Annotated in this window: 19 protein-coding genes; 12 read left to right on the top strand and 7 right to left on the bottom strand. The window is 57.7% G+C overall.

Annotated features, from left to right (window positions below; all coding sequences use genetic code 11):
• Positions 1-4: 4 nt before the first annotated feature.
• From rfbC to rfbA, 4 genes are read left to right on the top strand one after another with little or no spacing between them, the layout of a single operon-like run.
• Positions 5-565: a dTDP-4-dehydrorhamnose 3,5-epimerase gene (gene rfbC, locus QZ487_RS02760; RefSeq protein ID WP_296023241.1), complete on the top strand. Its 561-nt coding sequence runs from the start codon at positions 5-7 to the stop codon at positions 563-565.
• Positions 562-1,614, top strand: coding sequence for a dTDP-glucose 4,6-dehydratase (rfbB, locus tag QZ487_RS02765; protein ID WP_296023242.1), 1,053 nt, complete (start codon positions 562-564; stop codon positions 1,612-1,614). The genes rfbC and rfbB overlap by 4 nt, the downstream gene beginning before the upstream one ends.
• 7 nt (positions 1,615-1,621) lie before the next feature.
• Positions 1,622-2,494 (top strand): dTDP-4-dehydrorhamnose reductase, encoded by an 873-nt coding sequence (gene rfbD, locus QZ487_RS02770; protein ID WP_296023244.1) that lies wholly within the window; start codon positions 1,622-1,624, stop codon positions 2,492-2,494.
• Positions 2,494-3,369, top strand: a complete 876-nt coding sequence (gene rfbA, locus QZ487_RS02775) for a glucose-1-phosphate thymidylyltransferase RfbA (protein WP_296023245.1) — start codon at positions 2,494-2,496, stop codon at positions 3,367-3,369. The genes rfbD and rfbA overlap by 1 nt, the downstream gene beginning before the upstream one ends.
• Positions 3,370-3,378: 9 nt before the next feature.
• Here rfbA and QZ487_RS02780 read toward each other — a convergent pair whose 3' ends face one another.
• Positions 3,379-4,287, bottom strand: coding sequence for a tyrosine-type recombinase/integrase (locus tag QZ487_RS02780; RefSeq protein ID WP_296023246.1), 909 nt, complete (start codon positions 4,285-4,287; stop codon positions 3,379-3,381).
• A gap of 35 nt (positions 4,288-4,322) precedes the next feature.
• Between QZ487_RS02780 and QZ487_RS02785 the strand changes: the two genes are divergently transcribed.
• Positions 4,323-4,589: a helix-turn-helix transcriptional regulator gene (locus QZ487_RS02785; RefSeq protein WP_296023248.1), complete on the top strand. Its 267-nt coding sequence runs from the start codon at positions 4,323-4,325 to the stop codon at positions 4,587-4,589.
• Between the two features lie 332 nt (positions 4,590-4,921).
• On the opposite strand, the gene QZ487_RS02790 is transcribed toward QZ487_RS02785, so the two are convergent.
• The 4 genes from QZ487_RS02790 to QZ487_RS02805 all read right to left on the bottom strand — a co-directional run bounded on the left by QZ487_RS02790 (position 4,922) and on the right by QZ487_RS02805 (position 7,962).
• Positions 4,922-5,458 carry a hypothetical protein gene (locus QZ487_RS02790; protein WP_296023249.1) on the bottom strand — a complete coding sequence of 179 codons (537 nt, stop codon included), beginning with the start codon at positions 5,456-5,458 and terminating at the stop codon, positions 4,922-4,924.
• 91 nt (positions 5,459-5,549) lie between these two features.
• Positions 5,550-6,374, bottom strand: coding sequence for an enoyl-ACP reductase FabI (gene fabI / locus QZ487_RS02795; RefSeq protein ID WP_296023250.1), 825 nt, complete (start codon positions 6,372-6,374; stop codon positions 5,550-5,552).
• A 15-nt stretch (positions 6,375-6,389) separates the two neighbouring features.
• Positions 6,390-6,575, bottom strand: coding sequence for a hypothetical protein (locus tag QZ487_RS02800; RefSeq protein WP_296023252.1), 186 nt, complete (start codon positions 6,573-6,575; stop codon positions 6,390-6,392).
• Positions 6,576-7,011: 436 nt separating this feature from the next.
• Complete coding sequence (locus QZ487_RS02805) at positions 7,012-7,962, bottom strand: DnaJ C-terminal domain-containing protein (RefSeq protein WP_296024103.1); 951 nt, start codon at positions 7,960-7,962, stop codon at positions 7,012-7,014.
• Between the two features lie 274 nt (positions 7,963-8,236).
• On the opposite strand from QZ487_RS02805, the gene pdxH reads away from it, so the two are divergent.
• The 3 genes from pdxH to QZ487_RS02820 are packed head-to-tail and all read left to right on the top strand — an operon-like array spanning position 8,237 to position 10,508.
• Positions 8,237-8,806: a pyridoxamine 5'-phosphate oxidase gene (gene pdxH, locus QZ487_RS02810; protein ID WP_285976939.1), complete on the top strand. Its 570-nt coding sequence runs from the start codon at positions 8,237-8,239 to the stop codon at positions 8,804-8,806.
• Positions 8,803-9,717 (top strand): cation diffusion facilitator family transporter, encoded by a 915-nt coding sequence (locus tag QZ487_RS02815; RefSeq protein WP_285976273.1) that lies wholly within the window; start codon positions 8,803-8,805, stop codon positions 9,715-9,717. The genes pdxH and QZ487_RS02815 overlap by 4 nt, the downstream gene beginning before the upstream one ends.
• Before the next feature lie 2 nt (positions 9,718-9,719).
• Positions 9,720-10,508, top strand: a complete 789-nt coding sequence (locus QZ487_RS02820; protein ID WP_285976274.1) for a PhzF family phenazine biosynthesis protein — start codon at positions 9,720-9,722, stop codon at positions 10,506-10,508.
• On the opposite strand, the gene QZ487_RS02825 is transcribed toward QZ487_RS02820, so the two are convergent.
• Positions 10,501-11,637, bottom strand: coding sequence for a serine hydrolase (locus tag QZ487_RS02825; protein WP_285976275.1), 1,137 nt, complete (start codon positions 11,635-11,637; stop codon positions 10,501-10,503). The two genes, QZ487_RS02820 and QZ487_RS02825, sit on opposite strands and share 8 nt — an antisense overlap.
• 34 nt (positions 11,638-11,671) lie before the next feature.
• On the opposite strand from QZ487_RS02825, the gene QZ487_RS02830 reads away from it, so the two are divergent.
• Positions 11,672-12,022: a hypothetical protein gene (locus QZ487_RS02830; RefSeq protein WP_285976276.1), complete on the top strand. Its 351-nt coding sequence runs from the start codon at positions 11,672-11,674 to the stop codon at positions 12,020-12,022.
• A gap of 6 nt (positions 12,023-12,028) precedes the next feature.
• On the opposite strand, the gene mnmA is transcribed toward QZ487_RS02830, so the two are convergent.
• Complete coding sequence (gene mnmA / locus QZ487_RS02835) at positions 12,029-13,183, bottom strand: tRNA 2-thiouridine(34) synthase MnmA (RefSeq protein ID WP_285976277.1); 1,155 nt, start codon at positions 13,181-13,183, stop codon at positions 12,029-12,031.
• A gap of 139 nt (positions 13,184-13,322) precedes the next feature.
• Here mnmA and QZ487_RS02840 point away from each other — a divergent pair, with 139 nt between their 5' ends.
• From QZ487_RS02840 to QZ487_RS02850, 3 genes are all read left to right on the top strand, one after another.
• Positions 13,323-13,637 carry a hypothetical protein gene (locus tag QZ487_RS02840; RefSeq protein WP_285976278.1) on the top strand — a complete coding sequence of 105 codons (315 nt, stop codon included), beginning with the start codon at positions 13,323-13,325 and terminating at the stop codon, positions 13,635-13,637.
• Complete coding sequence (locus QZ487_RS02845; protein WP_296023258.1) at positions 13,630-13,929, top strand: DUF1153 domain-containing protein; 300 nt, start codon at positions 13,630-13,632, stop codon at positions 13,927-13,929. The genes QZ487_RS02840 and QZ487_RS02845 overlap by 8 nt, the downstream gene beginning before the upstream one ends.
• Before the next feature lie 452 nt (positions 13,930-14,381).
• Entirely contained in the window at positions 14,382-15,572 is a 1,191-nt protein-coding gene (locus QZ487_RS02850; RefSeq protein ID WP_285976280.1) for an efflux RND transporter periplasmic adaptor subunit, read from the top strand.
• Positions 15,573-15,577: the final 5 nt, after the last annotated feature.

A 15,577-nucleotide genomic window follows, 5' to 3' on the forward strand; every position in this document is an offset into this window, starting at 1 on the left:
CTGCATGGACATTGCTCCCACGGCCATTCCCGATGTTCTGGTCATCACACCGCAACGTTTTGGAGACCCACGTGGTTGGTTCTCTGAAACCTGGAATGCCGCGCTCTTTCAGGCTGCTGGGATTGACCTCGAATTCGTACAAGACAACCACTCAGCCTCAGTCTACGCCGGCACGGTGCGCGGGATGCACTATCAGGCGCCGCCGCGAGCTCAGGATAAGCTGATTCGCTGCACTAAAGGCGCGATCCTTGATGTCGTGTTCGACGCGCGCAAAGGCTCGCCAACTTATGGTGAATGGCTTGCGGAGGAGCTAACGGCACAGAATGGCAGGCAATTGTTGGTGCCTAAGGGGTTCCTTCACGGATTCTTGACGTTGGCGCCTGAAAGCGAGGTCCAATACAAGGTTACCAATTTCTACGATGCTGAATGCGATGGCTCGGTCCGCTGGGACAGTCTTGGTGTTGACTGGGGCCTCAGCGGTTCACCGATCCTGTCCGACAAGGATATGAGCGCTCCGCTTTTCGCTGACTGGGTCTCACCTTTTACCTACGAGAGACCTTCATGAAAATTCTCGTGACCGGCGGCGCCGGCTTTATCGGTTCTGCGGTAATCCGCCTCGCGATTTCGCGTGGCCATAGCGTGATCAACCTCGATGCGCTGACCTATGCCGCCTGCCTTGAAAACCTCGCCGCGGTTGCGGATAATCCGACTTATGCATTTGAACACGCTGATATTCGCAACCGTCCCGAGATCGACCGCATATTTGGCAAGCACCAACCGGATATGGTGATGCACCTTGCCGCGGAAAGCCATGTTGACCGTTCGATCGACGGCCCGGGCACCTTTATGGAAACCAATATTCTGGGCACGTTCAACATGCTGGAGGCCGCGCGTAAATATTGGGCTGAGGGCGGAAAGCCTGACGGCTTCCGTTTTCACCATATCAGCACAGACGAAGTCTACGGATCGCTGCCGCCTGATCCGGAGGTGCAATTCACTGAAGACACACCTTATGATCCGCGCAGCCCCTATTCTGCATCAAAGGCCAGTTCTGACCATCTCGTTCGGGCCTGGGCCGAAACCTACGGTCTACCAGTGCTGGTCACCAATTGCTCGAACAACTACGGCCCCTACCACTTCCCGGAAAAGCTTATCCCTGTGGTCACGCTCAACGCGCTGCACGGAAAGCCGCTGCCGATCTATGGAGATGGCTCAAATGTGCGCGATTGGCTCTATGTCGAGGATCATGCCGAAGCGTTGCTGCTGGTGATCGAGCGCGGCGAGGTTGGGCGCACTTACAATATCGGCGGCGAAAACGAGCGCAGTAACCTGCAGTTGGTGGAGACGATCTGCGGCATCCTTGATCGGCTGCGGCCGCGCGGTGACGGATCATCCTATAGCGAGCTCATCACCTTCGTCGCCGATCGGCCCGGCCATGATGCGCGCTATGCTATCGATCCCAGCCGGATCCGCGAGGAGCTCGGATGGCGCCCCTCTGTTACGGTCGAAGAGGGGCTGGAGCGGACAGTGCGATGGTATCTCGACAATGAGGATTGGTGGCGTCCACTGTTGAGCCGACAGGGCGTCGGCCAGCGGCTCGGTACAGGACGGTAAGCAACGCGTGACAATTCTGGTCTTCGGGAAAACGGGGCAGGTGGCGCAGGAATTGCAGGTGCTTGCGCCGGCAATGGCGCCCTTGATCGCATTGGGCCGCGATGAGGCCGATCTTGCTGTGCCAGGAGCTTGCACCGCAGCAATCGAGGATTATGCGCCCACAGCCGTTATCAATGCCGCCGCTTACACGGCGGTTGATCGCGCCGAAGAGGAAGAAGAACTGGCGGCGCGCGTCAATGGCGCGGCGCCTGCTGAAATGGCGAGAGCCTGCGCTGCGCGCGATATTCCCTTCGTCCATCTCTCGACCGACTACGTCTTGGACGGCAGCGGGGACGCGCCATGGCGCCCTGACAGTCCAGTTGCGCCTATCTCTTCTTATGGCCGCAGCAAGCTAGTGGGCGAGCGGGGTGTGGTAGAGGCAGGCGGGTGCTATGCCATCCTGCGCACGTCATGGGTGTTCTCGGCCCATGGACAGAATTTCGTGAAGACTATGCTGCGCCTTGGGCCAGAGCGCGATCAGTTGCGCGTTGTGGCAGACCAGATCGGCGGCCCAACCCCGGCTGCAGCGATCACGCGGGCCTGTCTGTCAATCGCGGAGCAACTCGCCGATGATCCAGCCAAGCGCGGAACTTATCATTTCGCCGGAGCACCCGATACATCGTGGGCCGATTTCGCGCGCGCGATCTTTGTGCAGGCGGGGCTGGCATGCGAAGTGCAAGACATCGGCACATCGGATTATCCAACGCCAGCACGGCGTCCGGCTAATTCGCGGCTCGATTGCAGCGCAACCGAGGCCGTGTTTGGGATTAAAAGGCCAAATTGGCAGGATGGGCTGGCCGCGGTCCTGCAAGACCTAAAGCAGAAGGATACAGTGCAATAATGCAGCGCAAGGGCATCATCTTGGCCGGCGGTTCTGGCACGCGTCTCTACCCAGTGACGATCGGGCTCTCCAAGCAACTCCTGCCGATCTATGATAAACCGATGATTTATTATCCCCTCAGCGTGTTGATGTTGGCGGGAATTCGCGAGATCGCAGTGATCACCACACCAGAGGATCAGGCGCAGTTTATCCGTACGTTGGGTGATGGCAGCCAGTGGGGCATCAGCCTTACCTACATCGAGCAGCCCAGTCCGGATGGGCTGGCGCAAGCATACCTGTTGGCGGAGGAGTTCCTGGCTGGCGCCCCTTCAGCGATGGTGCTGGGCGACAATCTGTTTTTCGGCCACGGCCTACCCGACCTTCTGGTCGAAGCGGCGGCGCAAAACGATGGTGGTACCGTTTTCGGCTATCGCGTGGCCGATCCGGAACGCTACGGTGTCGTCGATTTTGCCGAAGACGGTTCGGTGCGTTCGATCGTCGAAAAGCCCGAAAAGCCAGCATCGAATTTTGCTGTGACTGGGCTCTATTTCCTTGACGGTTCGGCTCCGCAGCGCGCGGCGCAGGTCAAGCCATCGCCGCGCGGCGAATTGGAGATCACCACGCTGCTCGAAAGCTATCTGACGGATGGAACCCTGCAGGTCAGCCTGATGGGGCGCGGTTTTGCCTGGCTTGACACCGGCACGCATGCAAGCCTGCTCGACGCCGGCAATTTCGTCCGTACGCTTGAAGAGCGTCAAGGCTTGCAGACCGGCAGCCCCGATGAGATCGCCTATGCGCAGGGCTGGATTTCCAGCGAGCAATTGGCCGAGCGCGCGCGGGTGTTCGGCAAGAACGCCTACGGGCGTTATCTGGAGCAATTGCTTGAGCAGCGTTAAGCGGCACCATCACGCCCAAACGTTCTGCTCTGCCTTTTCGAGATAGCGCGCAAGCACATTCACAGACTTCCAGCCGCCAGCGCGCATAATCGCCGCTGTATCAAACCCCCGCTTCAACAAATCCTGTGCAGCGCCGACGCGCATTGAGTGCCCGCTGAAGGACGCAACTTGGTCTGCGCGTAGACCACAGCGTTGCGCTGCCTCCTTAATAACCCGCTTCACAGTGGTCGTCTCGAGGCAGCGGTCGATGACCTTGCCCTGATAGATTGGGCAGAACAGCCACTCGATGTCCTGCCCGCGGTAGTCAAGCCACTGCCGGACAAGCTCAGCCGTCCGCACTGACGTGAACGCGACCCGGCCGACACCAAAGGGGTCAGCCTTGCCCCTGCGGATAAGCACGCGCAATGTGCCATCATCGCGCAGAGTGATATCTGAGTTGCGCAGCGCGATGAGTTCCGAGCGCCGCGTCAGTAATTCGTAGCCAAGCGATAGCATGGCGCGATTGCGCAGGCCCCAAGGGCTGTTGGGCTCACTCTCCAAAAATCGGTCAAGATATGGACGCGTGAGGCCCTTGGCCTGGCGCGGCCTCACTGCGTTTGCGCGCCGTACGCGGCGGAAGGTCAGATTGATCTCTTCGTCATAAGTCGGGTCTGGCAGGCGCAACAGCCTGTGCACCTTGCGAATGGCGTAAAGGCGACGCTGGACAGTTGAGGGGGCCTTGCATGCGCCCTCATTTTCGAGAAACTGGCATACGGTTTCAACGCTGGCGGGGAAGGGCCGATCGATCCCTCGCGCAACACACCAATTCTCAAAAGCCTCGACATCTGCACGGTAACTGAGCATTGTTGCAGGAGCATAGGCGCCCTCAAGGCGCTTGAATTCGGAGCGCCAATCTATTTCGCGGTCTGCGAGTTGCATATGGATAATATGATACCAAAAGGATCATAAATCAAGTGTCGGATATCACTTCTGAGCAAATTAAGGCAGCGCGTGCCGCACTTGGTTGGACACTCATTGAGATTGCCGCGGCAACGGGAATTGGATCCGCTACCCTTAAGCGTTACGAGGCGACTTCAGGCGTACCTAAATCGCGCAAGGGCCATCTGGTAAGATTGCGTACGCACTTTGAATTGGCGGGCATCGAGTTTATCGGCACGCCAGACGACGCGCCAGGCATCCGCATCCATCAGCCCGCGCCAGAACGGGCGCGAGATCGCTGACGCAGCCTGCGTATCGCGTTGTCGCGCTCGGCCCTGAACCTGGCCGCGTAGTATGACAGCTTTTGGGCTTCCTGAAGGGGCGACATGCCAAGAGTATTTGACGCGCGGGCGCTAAACTCAGTGAGGCATACCCTTGCCGTAACCTTGCCGTACCCTCCCCGTAACCTCCCCGTCCTTCAAATGCTCGATAACGTGCATGATCGACCTTGGAATTCTAGCCGAGGCAATCCTTTCACATATGAAAATTTTTAGCTGGTAATTCTCGGCAGCTTGCAGATGACAGACACTATAATGCCAAAAATTGGCTCAATGAGATCCTCTAAATCAGCCGTTCAACGATTTGCGGGATAGCGCCCTGCCGGAGGAAGTTCATCGCCTTGCGCCCCAGACATAGAGGACTGCGGGCTTGGCGCTTCGTTTGCAACCGCCGCATTCTGGATCCGCCTAAAAGCAAATTCATACATTTGCCTGTCATTGACGATCAGTTCGGCTGTTGAAGAGCCAAAAGCACCTCTGCGAATAACCTGAACAATTTTAATCCCTAGCTCGCTACCATCTCTTCTGGGCACCACTAAAGCATAAAATTTTAGGTCTTTATCGGTGGTCGATCCTTTGTCACCGCTGGATCCTCGCCTACCACTAATTTGCCCTGTTGCTCTGTCAATTACGTCAAGTTTATAGCCCGCGTCTCTGAAGACAGAAACCGCTTGCTCGAATGTGGTTTCAATGGGCAGATCGTAAAACTGGCGCTGATAGTTGTTATCGAGACTGAATATTGAGCGGTCTGGCTGAAGGGCTGATCCGCTCGCGCAGGCAGCAAGTGTAAGGGATAAACAGGCACCCAGCAGTAAGTTTTTGCACTTGCTCATGGTCAGGAATCCTACAGTATCTTTCTACAGTCTGAGATTGGAGCACTCAATACATCAGGCCCAACATTCCACTGCTCAGCTAGAGAAAAATCTAGTCTAACGCAATATCAGGCGCATCTTCCTGCTTCATGCCGACGACATGGTAGCCGGCATCGACATGATGCGTCTCGCCGGTCACACCGGAGGACAGGTTAGACAGGAAGTAAAGCCCTGCGCCGCCCACATCATCGATCGTGACATTCCGCCGGAGCGGTGAATTAAGTTCGTTCCATTTGAGTATATAGCGGAAATCACCGATCCCGCTCGCGGCCAGAGTCTTGATCGGCCCCGCGCTGATCGCATTTACGCGAATGTTTCTGGGGCCAAGATCATTGGCAAGATATTTGACGCTTGTTTCAAGCGCCGCTTTGGCGACGCCCATCACATTGTAATGCGGCATGACCTTTTCGGCCCCGTAATAAGTCAGCGTTACAATCGATCCGCCTCCATTGCCCTCTTCATCGACCGGCGGCATCATTTCGGATGCACGCTGGGCAACTGCAACCAGCGAATAGGCCGAGATATTCATGGTCAAAAGGAAGTTGTCGAGCGAAGTGTCGAGATATTTCCCGCGCAGCTCGTTCTTGTCGGAATATCCGATGGCATGAACGACAAAGTCGATCGTATCCCAGCGGCTTTTCAGCGTATCAAACGCCGCATCCAGCGCCGCCATATCGGACACATCGCAATCGATCAGAAAATCGCTGCCAAGCTCATCAGCCAGTGGCGCCACGCGCTTCTTCAGCGCGTCGCCTTGGTAGGAGAACGCCAGTTCCGCGCCATGTTCGTGCAGCTTCTTGGCGATGCCCCATGCAAGCGATTTATTGTTCGCAAGCCCCATGATGAGACCGCGTTTACCCTGCATCAATCCGTCCATGATTGGTCCCTTCTGTCAGTCTTCCTGCGCTTCGTCTGCCGCCTCTTCCTCTTCGGGCGTCGCGACAAGCGCAGCATTGAACTCTGCGCCGATAACCATTCCCAGCCCGATGAGCCAGAAAAAGAACAAGGCAATCATAATCCCGGCAAGACTGCCATAAGTCAGGTTATAAGTGAAAACGCTGCTCAGGACGTGCAGCAAACCTCTCGTTATAATTAGCCATCACCCCGTAACAAAGGCAACGTTCGGCCATTTGGGATAGCGGCGGCTGCGATGGACCATCGGTATAAGAGTTTAGAACAGCAGATAGAGCGAACCGAACAGGCCTAGCGTGTTGACCGTGCGTGACAGACGCAATTCGGCCATTGATCAGGCCAGTTCGGGAAAGCGAACTTCAATGATGTGCTCTGCTGTACCGATGTCCACTTGCGCAAACAACGATAGGACCAGCAACACGACCGCACCAAGCGTAAATCCGGCAGAGATCAGGCGGTATTTCCAGAAGGTGCGCGTAGCTTGTGTCCCAGCCGCTCCATCACTGGTCCTCTCAGGGTCTGTGCTTCGCGTCGTCGGGTCTCCGGCGAAACGAGTGGATTTCGCGCTCTTTGGGATCGGGTAGATGACCCAGGCTCACCTGTTAAAGACCTAGTTTGGTGCGTGGATTGCTATCGTCTTTCCAGCCTTCGAGCCGCTTGGAAAGTTCGTCTGCATCGTCTGGCATTTGAATCTCCAGTGTGACCAGCTGATCTCCGCGCCCGCCGCTCTTGGTTGACCAGCCCTTGCCTTTCAGGCGCATTACCGTGCCGCCATTGGTGCGCGGTTTGATCGTCAGCATCACAGGGCCGTCTGCCGTAGGGCATTTGATCTTTGCGCCGTTCAGCGCCTCATCAAGCGTGATCGGTAAATCCATCCGGATGTGGTCGCCATCGCGGTGATAGAATGGATGCGAGCCGATTTCGACAATAACCAGCCCGTCTCCATTGCCGCCCGGACCGGGCTTGCCTTTGCCTTTCAGGCGCATCTGCGTGCCATCATCGACACCCGCTGGCAATTTCACACTAATTGTCTTGCCGTCTGCCAGAGTGATCCGTTGATCTTCAAGCGACGCGGCGCTGACGAACGGCACAGTCAGGCGATAATGCGCGTCCGGGCCCTTTTGCGGAGGCGGTCGCTGCTGGCTGCCGAATCCGCCGCCCAGTCCCGAACTGCGGCGCTGGCCCCCACCACCGAACAGTCCGTCAAACAGATCGCTCAGATCCACTCCTTCGGTGCCGAACCCTTCGAAATCCTTAGGCCGGAAGCCCTGTGCGCCACCGCCACCGCCACCGGGCCGTCCGCCGAATCCGCCTGCAAAAGGGTTTGTGGGATTGCCTTCTGCATCGATCTCACCGCGATCGAACCGCGCCCGCTTTTCCTTGTCGGACAACAGATCGTAAGCCTTTGTAACGTCCGAGAAGCGCTCGGATGCATCGGGCTTGCCCTTGTTGCGATCAGGGTGCAGTTCCTTGGCGAGCTTGCGGTACGCGCTCTTGATATCTGCTTCAGAGGCAGAGCGCGCCACGCCGAGGGTGGAGTAAGGATCAGACATAGCCATGGCGTGTTAGCTAGGTGCAACAGTGCTTGCGTGCAAGCGCGAAGCTTTCCTACCCAATCGCAATTTCCCAAACGGGCCAGGCCATGACTTCCGACAATCCATTGCGCGCCTTTCTTGATATGATGCGATCTCAAGGGGTGAACAGCCCGATTTTTCGGCTATAGGACTGCGTTCCAAGTGTTCCATGCTGTAGGAAATCATCGTGCCACAACCGACTGAAGAACAAATAGCGCGGCTTGCCTTGAGCGAGATCGCTGACAAGGATCCGATGGGTCTGTTCCAGGCCTGGTTCGAGGACGCGAAGGGGTCGGAACCTAACGATCCCAATGCGATGGCGCTGGCTACCGCCACGCCTGACGGTGCGCCTTCGGTGCGTATGGTGCTGTTGAAAGGACATGGCCCGGATGGTTTTACCTTCTACACTAATGCACACAGCCGCAAGGGCGGCGAAATCCGCTCCAACATGCAGGCCTCCCTGCTGTTTCACTGGAAAAGCCTGCGTCGCCAAATTCGCATCGAAGGCCCGTTGACCGAGGTCTCGCCCGAAATGGCGGACGCCTATTTCCACTCGCGCCCTTTCGTGAGCCAGGTTGGCTCTGCCGCCAGTGATCAATCGCGTCCGCTTGAAAGCCGAGCCACATATATCCGCCGGATCGAACAGCTCGAAGAGGCATGCAAGGAGGCCGACGAAGTTCCGCGCCCACCGCATTGGACCGGCTTTACGCTCGCGCCGCAGCGGATCGAATTCTGGCGCGATCGGGCGAATCGCTTGCATGATCGCCGCCAATTTGACCGTACAGTCGATGGCGGCTGGACCAACACGTTGCTGTATCCATGAGCCGTTCCTCGCTGACCCGCAGTGCGGCTTTCGCTTCGATCGGGACAGCTCTGTTTCTGGTCGGGTTGAAGCTTTGGGCGGCATGGAAAACCGATTCCACGGCAATGCTGGGCAGCCTCGCTGATACGGCGCTGGATCTTATTGCCAGCATTGCGACGCTTGTCGGTGTGTGGATTGCTTCCCAGCCCGCTGACCGGAACCACCGTTTTGGGCATGGCAAGGCAGAGGCGCTGGCTGCTGTCTTCCAAGTGATGCTGATCACTCTGTCTGCTGGCGGGATCGCCTTGCGTGCGATCACACGCTTGATCGAGGGCGGAGAGACCGCTGCGGCGGAGGAAGGGATTGCGGTATCTGTTATCGCAATCCTTGCGACCTTTGCCCTGCTGGCTTGGCAGCGGCATGTAATCCGCAAGACAGAATCGATCGCGATCCGGACTGACCATCTGCATTATCAGAGTGATCTGTTCCTCAACATGGCGGTTATCGTGGCGCTGGTGCTTGACCAATACCTCGGCCTAAGTCTGGCGGATCCGTTATTCGGGCTGGCTATAGCTGCATGGCTTGCTTGGGGGGCTTTTCGCGCAGGTGGCGAAGCAATTGACCATTTGATGGACCATGAATGGCCTGAAGAACGGCGCGACGAGTTTCTCGCGGTGCTTGCGCGGCATCCTGACATCCGCGGCGTGCATGACTTGCGCACGCGGACCAGCGGCGCAGATGACTTTGTCCAGTTTCACATGGCCGTGGATCCGCATCTCTCGATCGTTGAAGTGCATGACATGATGGATGAGGTCGAAGCGCGGATCGAAAAGGAATTTCCCGGTGTTGAAGTGTTGATTCACCCCGATCCGAACGGGCTGGTCAACGAACAGGGGCCCGCCGCAGAAGAGCTATTGCCCGAACGCAACTGACCATGCACCAAACGATTGTTTTCATCGATGCCTTCGCAGGCGAGGATGCGCGCGGAAATCTCGCCGCTGTCATAGAGCTGGACAGTTATCCCGACGACGCGGTGTTACAGGCCCAGGCGACTGAGATCGGCGCCCCTGCAACCGTATTTCTGCGCCCGCGGGATTCGCAAGACGCATTTGATGTGCGCTGGTTCAGTCCGGAACAGGAGATCGTTCTGTGCGGCCATGGTGCATTGGCCGCAGGGCATGCGGCGCTTTCGCAAACGCAGACCCACAGCGTGAACCTGCATACGGCAACCGGCAAAGTGCTGGGCATTACGAGCAATGGGCCTGACGCGTCTTATGAGCTGTCATTGCCTGCTCTGCCGACAATGCCGCACGAATGGCACCAACTGGTTGCGGCGTTGGGGGCAGAGCCGCGCGAGCTGCGCTGGAATCCCGCTGGCTATGCATTGGCGATTTACGACCGGCCTGAACAGGTTGCGGGGTTGAAGCCGGGCATGAGCGGCCTGGAAACACGCGGCAAAGTGCAGATTACGGCCAGCGCCGCGGGATCTCTTCCGGGCAGGAAATCCGACATTACCAGTCGCGTTTTTTCAAATGCCGGGCGCGAGGACGCGGCAACCGGGTCTGCCCATGCGGTGTTGACCCCATATTGGACTGAAAGATTTGGCAAGTCGCAACTGCATGCCTTTCAGGCGAGCGCGCGTGGCGGTGTGTTTGTTTGCCGGATGGATGCCGACCATGTGGTGCTGAGCGGCCGATGTATAGAGGTGCCTGACGCTATCTGACGGGGTAGAGCTTCATCACGTCAGCCACTTCCTGCAGCATGGCGATGCGTTCTTCGCGATTGGAGTGGCCCAATCTCACGACTGTCAGGTGCTGCTCGGGTGAGACAATCACATATTGGCCCATGTGGCCAATCAGTGAGAACATGGAGTGCGGAGCACGATCTGGGAATAGCGGGTGCTCCGCCTCCGGATCATCGAGAGGATGATTGAGCCAGGTCTGAAAGCCATAATGCGGGCTGCGCGGGCTTGATGTGATCATGGCATGCACCCAGCGGCTTGGGACCAATTGCTCTCCGCCGGGTGACGAGCCCTTGCGCCGCAGGAATTCGCCCAGCTTCGCCCAATCACGCGCATTGCCATGGATCAGCGATCCACCAATCAATGTGCCTGAGGCGTCAAATTCCGGCACCATGCTATCCATGCCCAGCGGGCCAAACAGCCGGGCTTCCAGGAAATCCGCAACAGCCTGCCGCCGCGCATCGGGATGCTCACTGGTCGTAAGTGCACGGGCAGCAATATCGGCCAGGATGACGCTGGTGTTGGACGAATATTCAAACTTTGCTCCGGGCTCTTCTTCAAGCGGTTGCTCCTTGGCCCAACGCGCCATGTCGTCCCGGCCATCCAGAAACAACATGCGCACCTCGCTCGACTGGTACGGGGGATCGCCCGCCTCGGTGTGGCGCAAGCCGCTGCGCATTTGCAGCAGCTGACGCAATGTGATCTCTCCGCGCGGATCGCCGGGTCGCTGCCACATCGCCACCCGCGCGCTTTCATCCAAGCTCAGACGGCCGTCTGCCACCAGCATGCCGATCATGATTGCAGAGACAGTCTTGGCCATCGACCAGCTGATCATGCGGGTGTCTGGGCCGTACCCCTCACCATATCGCTCAGCCGCGATCTCACCGTTTTGCATGACAATAAGAGCGCGGGTTTCGCCAAGCCCATCTCGAGAGAACAGATCGTCGACTTCGCGCGCAAGCTCTTGAGTGGGCGCGCCAGCGTTTTGCGTAACCGCTGCAAGCGCGGCTTCGTCGAGCGGGGCGGGTTTTTGTGGCACATCCGCGCACGAAGTGAGGGCTGGCAGCAAAGCGAGAGTGGCGATAGGGAGAAGCGACCGCTTGATATTCATCGCGCCTAATTCGCGCACCGCAATAGGATTGGCAATGGCAAAATCTTCCGCACGAACTGCCTCACGATCATCTGGCCGTGGTTGGATCGTATTGCTTCTGCTTGCGGCGGTATTAGCAGCCGCCGGATGGTATTTCCGCGAACCAGCGCAGGGTTATGCGCAAACAGCGACCGCCTATTCCGCGCGTGTGGCATGCTCGTGCAGATTTGTGGCCGGGCGCGATCTGGAAGATTGCGAGAAAGACAAGCTGGCCGGTATGGAGCTTGTTACGCTGACCGAAGATGTCGCTGCGCAATCGGTTACCGCGCGTTTCCCGCTGATTTCCCATGACACAGCCTCGTTCCGCGAAGGATATGGCTGTGTGCTGGAGAAATGGGAGAGCTAAGCGCGCCTACGCCGCGCTAGTTGTGCTTTCGATCCAGCCGCCGCCGACCACGCGCTCTCCGGCGTAGATCACCGCAGCTTGACCAGGCGCAACACCAAATTCGGGATTGGCAAAGCGGATCGTCGTGGTGGCGCCGTCTCCCAGTGGCCCGTCCAGAGTAATCGGCACAGGTTTGGCCAGACTGCGCACTTTAGCCGTCAGCGGCGCATCTGGCAGCGGCCCGATGCGATTTGTCTCGATCACTGTCGCCGAAGATACCGCCAGCATGATCTTAGGGCCGACTTTGACGGCACGATTGGCCGCATCAAGCCCTACCACATAAAGCGGTTCGGGCTGTCCGCCAATGTCCAGACCGCGGCGCTGGCCAACTGTGTAATGAACAATGCCCTTGTGTTCGCCCAGCGTCTCGCCGGTTTGCGCGTGGACGATCGGACCGGAAGCGCCGCCCTCTGGCCGCATCTTCTTCACGATCTTGGCATAGTCACCGTCCGGCACAAAACAGATGTCCTGGCTGTCTGGCTTGTTGGCATTGCGCAGCCCAGCCTGTTCAGCCAGTTCGCGGACCTGCGATTTAGGCAAGCCGCCCAATGGGAAGCGCAGATAGTCGAGCTGGTCTTCGGTCGTTGCGAACAAGAAGTATGACTGATCGCGCGCCGGATCGAGTGCGCGATGCAATTCCGGCCCTGCTGCACCGATATGTCGCCGCACGTAGTGGCCGGTGGCGAGGCAATCGGCCCCCAGCTCACGTGCCATCTTGAAAAGATCGGTGAACTTGGGCCCCATATTACAGCGTATGCACGGCACAGGGGTGCGCCCGGCAAGATATTCATCGGCAAACTGTTCGACCACGTCTTCGCGAAATGCGCTTTCGTGATCGAATACATAATGCGCAATGCCCAGACGATCAGCGACATTGCGCGCGTCGGAAATGTCATCGCCAGCACAGCAAGCGCCCTTGCGCCCGGTTGCCGCGCCATAATCATACAACTGCAATGTGATGCCGATGACTTCTGCACCGCTCGCAGCGCCAAGCGCGGCCACAACAGACGAATCAACACCGCCCGACATAGCAACAACTATGCGGCTTTCGCTCGCCGGTTTTGGCAAGTCGAACAAAGCTTCGGGCGTCAACCCTGCTGAAAGATCCATAGTGATGGTCATGATTGGCAGCGCCCCTACACGTGTTGGTGGCTCAATTCCAGTGATCTGACATTACACTGCCGGGCGCGGCCTAATCCTAAACACAGGGTAAACCGCGGCTTTACCTAATCTTGAGAAGCTTGGGTTTAAAGCGCTGATCATGATGTTCGATTCTCGAATCACACCCATTGCCACCAAAGGCGCATCGCAGAGCACAGCCCTGCGCGCATTCGGCTGGCACGAGCTGACTGCTCGGATCAATGCCGCGCGTGATCTGCGCCATGAACTGTCTGGCGAAGCAACCTTGATGACTTCCAGCTTTGCAGATGCCGCCGCCGGCTATTTTGCTTTCGGCAAGCAAGGCAAACGGGACGTTAGCGCTAATGCTTTAGAGGCGGGAAAAGCTTGTCATGGCAAAGACATCGTTGACGGTTGTGATGCGAGAACAAGCGAAGCAAGAGAGATAAATGATTGAGAACCAAGACATTCGCCCGGTTCAGGTGATTGGCCCCCTCGGGGAGCCGCTGACCACAGATGATCTGCCGTCGCCAGAGACCAAGCGATGGGTCGCTCGCCGCAAGGCGGAAGTGGTCGCGGCCGTCAACGGTGGCCTTCTGACAATCGATGAAGTTCTTGATCGCTATGATCTGACGCTGGAAGAGTTTGCTTCATGGCAACGTGCCGTAGACCGCTCTGGCATGCAGGGCCTCCGGGTGACTCGTGTCCAGCACTACCGCGCTCTGTACGAGCGTCAGCTCAAATACTGACCACGCAAATCACTGGAAATACGCACACGGCCTAAACAGCCTTCTCGCGCTGTTTGTGATTCTGTCGCTGATCAGCGAACCCACATAGCTCGCCTTGCTTGGACGAGCCTCTCCGGTCCATTGCTCGACATCTCCGAGAGCGTGCTGGAATTCTCGATTACTGGCCTTGTTGCGGCCCTGGCAGGCGCCGTCGTGCCAATGGGCATCATCAACCTGATTCAGTGTGCACGCTTGCGCTAAGCCGCATTCTAGCACTAAATTGTTGATTTTGATGAACGTGGCCGTTCAATTAGCCTAGCATTTTTCGTGTGCGCGGGAACGAATCTAGAAGCCCCTCGTCGTAACACTATGTCGCTTGTCGAGGGGCACATTGCGACACAGGATAGACACGTTTATTGGAAATTGCGCAGGGTGAGTTATACGTATAACACACTTTGCGCAAGGGAAGTGCCATGAATTATGAATCCAATTTCAAGTCTGAGACGATCGATTCTATCCAGTCAGACTATGATCTCTCTGGTCAAACCGAGCATCCCTCGCGTTTGAAGTGGATCATTGCGGCTACCGTATTGATCGTTGCGCTCTTGGCCGCGCTGTATGTTTTCCTGACAAGCGGAGATGCGGCTCGCGAAGGGGCGGGCGATGACAGATCGCAGGCCCCTAGTGTGACTGTAATCGCGCCGGGCCGCACAGAAATGACCGGCTCGCTTGTGGCAACGGGAACTCTGGCTGCACGCCGGGAAATGCCGGTTGGTGTGGTTGGCGAAGGCGGTCGCGTTGTCTCAGTTCCTGTCGAACAGGGCCAGTGGGTGAAGGCCGGTCAGGTGCTTGCTTCGATTGACCGTTCGGTTCAGTCTCAACAAGCGCGCAGCGCGGAGGCGCAAATCGAAGTTGCCACAGCTGATGCCGATCTGGCGCAGGCAAATCTCGATCGTTCGCTACAACTGGTCGAGCGCGGGTTTGTTTCGAAAGCTCAGGTAGACCAGCTGACCGCGACACGTGATGCAGCGCGGGCCCGCGTTGCGGTGACGCGCGCGCAGTACAATGAATTGCTTGCCCGAAATGCGCGGCTGAACATCATTGCGCCAGCCGCGGGCCTCTTGCTTGAGCGTAATGTCGAGCCTGGCCAGACTGTTAGTGCCGGTTCGGGCACACTGTTCCGTATCGCCAAGGGCGGCGAGCTGGAACTCAATGCCCAGGTTGGCGACAGCGAACTTGTGCGTCTCTCGGTTGGGCGCCCGGCTAAGGTTCAGCCCGTCGGTTCGGACGATGTATTCGAGGGCCAGATCTGGCAGATTGAGCCATTCATCGATGAGCGCACGCGTCAGGGGACCGTTCGTATCGCGCTGCCCTATTCGCCAGAATTACGTCCGGGTGGTTTCGCGACAGCTGAAATCAGCAGCGGTGTCGTAAATGCGCCGATGCTGCCGGAATCCGCAATACTCTCCGATCAGGAAGGCAGCTTTGTCTATATAGTGGACAAAGACAACAAGGCGCGTCGCCGCCGTGTCGAAACCGGTCTTGTAACAGACATTGGTATTGCGATAGCATCCGGGCTCGACGGCACCGAGCAGGTCGTTTTGCGGGCTGGCGGTTTCTTATCCGATGGTGAATCGGTCTCACCGCAATTGCAACAAAAATAAAGCGA

This window comes from uncultured Altererythrobacter sp. (genome assembly GCF_913057185.1).
GTDB classification, from domain to species: Bacteria; Pseudomonadota; Alphaproteobacteria; order Sphingomonadales; family Sphingomonadaceae; genus Erythrobacter; species Erythrobacter rubellus.

Bases quoted from the DNA above. Each gene is read 5' to 3' on its own strand.
- rfbC (WP_296023241.1), top strand. From the start codon at position 5: ATGGACATTGCTCCCACGGCCATTCCCGATGTTCTGGTCATCACACCG.
- rfbB (WP_296023242.1), top strand. From the start codon at position 562: ATGAAAATTCTCGTGACCGGCGGCGCCGGCTTTATCGGTTCTGCGGTA.
- rfbA (WP_296023245.1), top strand. From the start codon at position 2,494: ATGCAGCGCAAGGGCATCATCTTGGCCGGCGGTTCTGGCACGCGTCTC.
- QZ487_RS02780 (WP_296023246.1), bottom strand. From the start codon at position 4,287: ATGCAACTCGCAGACCGCGAAATAGATTGGCGCTCCGAATTCAAGCGC.
- QZ487_RS02790 (WP_296023249.1), bottom strand. From the start codon at position 5,458: ATGAGCAAGTGCAAAAACTTACTGCTGGGTGCCTGTTTATCCCTTACA.
- fabI (WP_296023250.1), bottom strand. From the start codon at position 6,374: ATGGACGGATTGATGCAGGGTAAACGCGGTCTCATCATGGGGCTTGCG.
- QZ487_RS02805 (WP_296024103.1), bottom strand. From the start codon at position 7,962: ATGTCTGATCCTTACTCCACCCTCGGCGTGGCGCGCTCTGCCTCTGAA.
- pdxH (WP_285976939.1), top strand. From the start codon at position 8,237: ATGGGTCTGTTCCAGGCCTGGTTCGAGGACGCGAAGGGGTCGGAACCT.
- QZ487_RS02815 (WP_285976273.1), top strand. From the start codon at position 8,803: ATGAGCCGTTCCTCGCTGACCCGCAGTGCGGCTTTCGCTTCGATCGGG.
- QZ487_RS02820 (WP_285976274.1), top strand. From the start codon at position 9,720: ATGCACCAAACGATTGTTTTCATCGATGCCTTCGCAGGCGAGGATGCG.
- QZ487_RS02825 (WP_285976275.1), bottom strand. From the start codon at position 11,637: ATGAATATCAAGCGGTCGCTTCTCCCTATCGCCACTCTCGCTTTGCTG.
- QZ487_RS02830 (WP_285976276.1), top strand. From the start codon at position 11,672: ATGGCAAAATCTTCCGCACGAACTGCCTCACGATCATCTGGCCGTGGT.
- mnmA (WP_285976277.1), bottom strand. From the start codon at position 13,183: ATGACCATCACTATGGATCTTTCAGCAGGGTTGACGCCCGAAGCTTTG.
- QZ487_RS02840 (WP_285976278.1), top strand. From the start codon at position 13,323: ATGATGTTCGATTCTCGAATCACACCCATTGCCACCAAAGGCGCATCG.
- QZ487_RS02845 (WP_296023258.1), top strand. From the start codon at position 13,630: ATGATTGAGAACCAAGACATTCGCCCGGTTCAGGTGATTGGCCCCCTC.
- QZ487_RS02850 (WP_285976280.1), top strand. From the start codon at position 14,382: ATGAATTATGAATCCAATTTCAAGTCTGAGACGATCGATTCTATCCAG.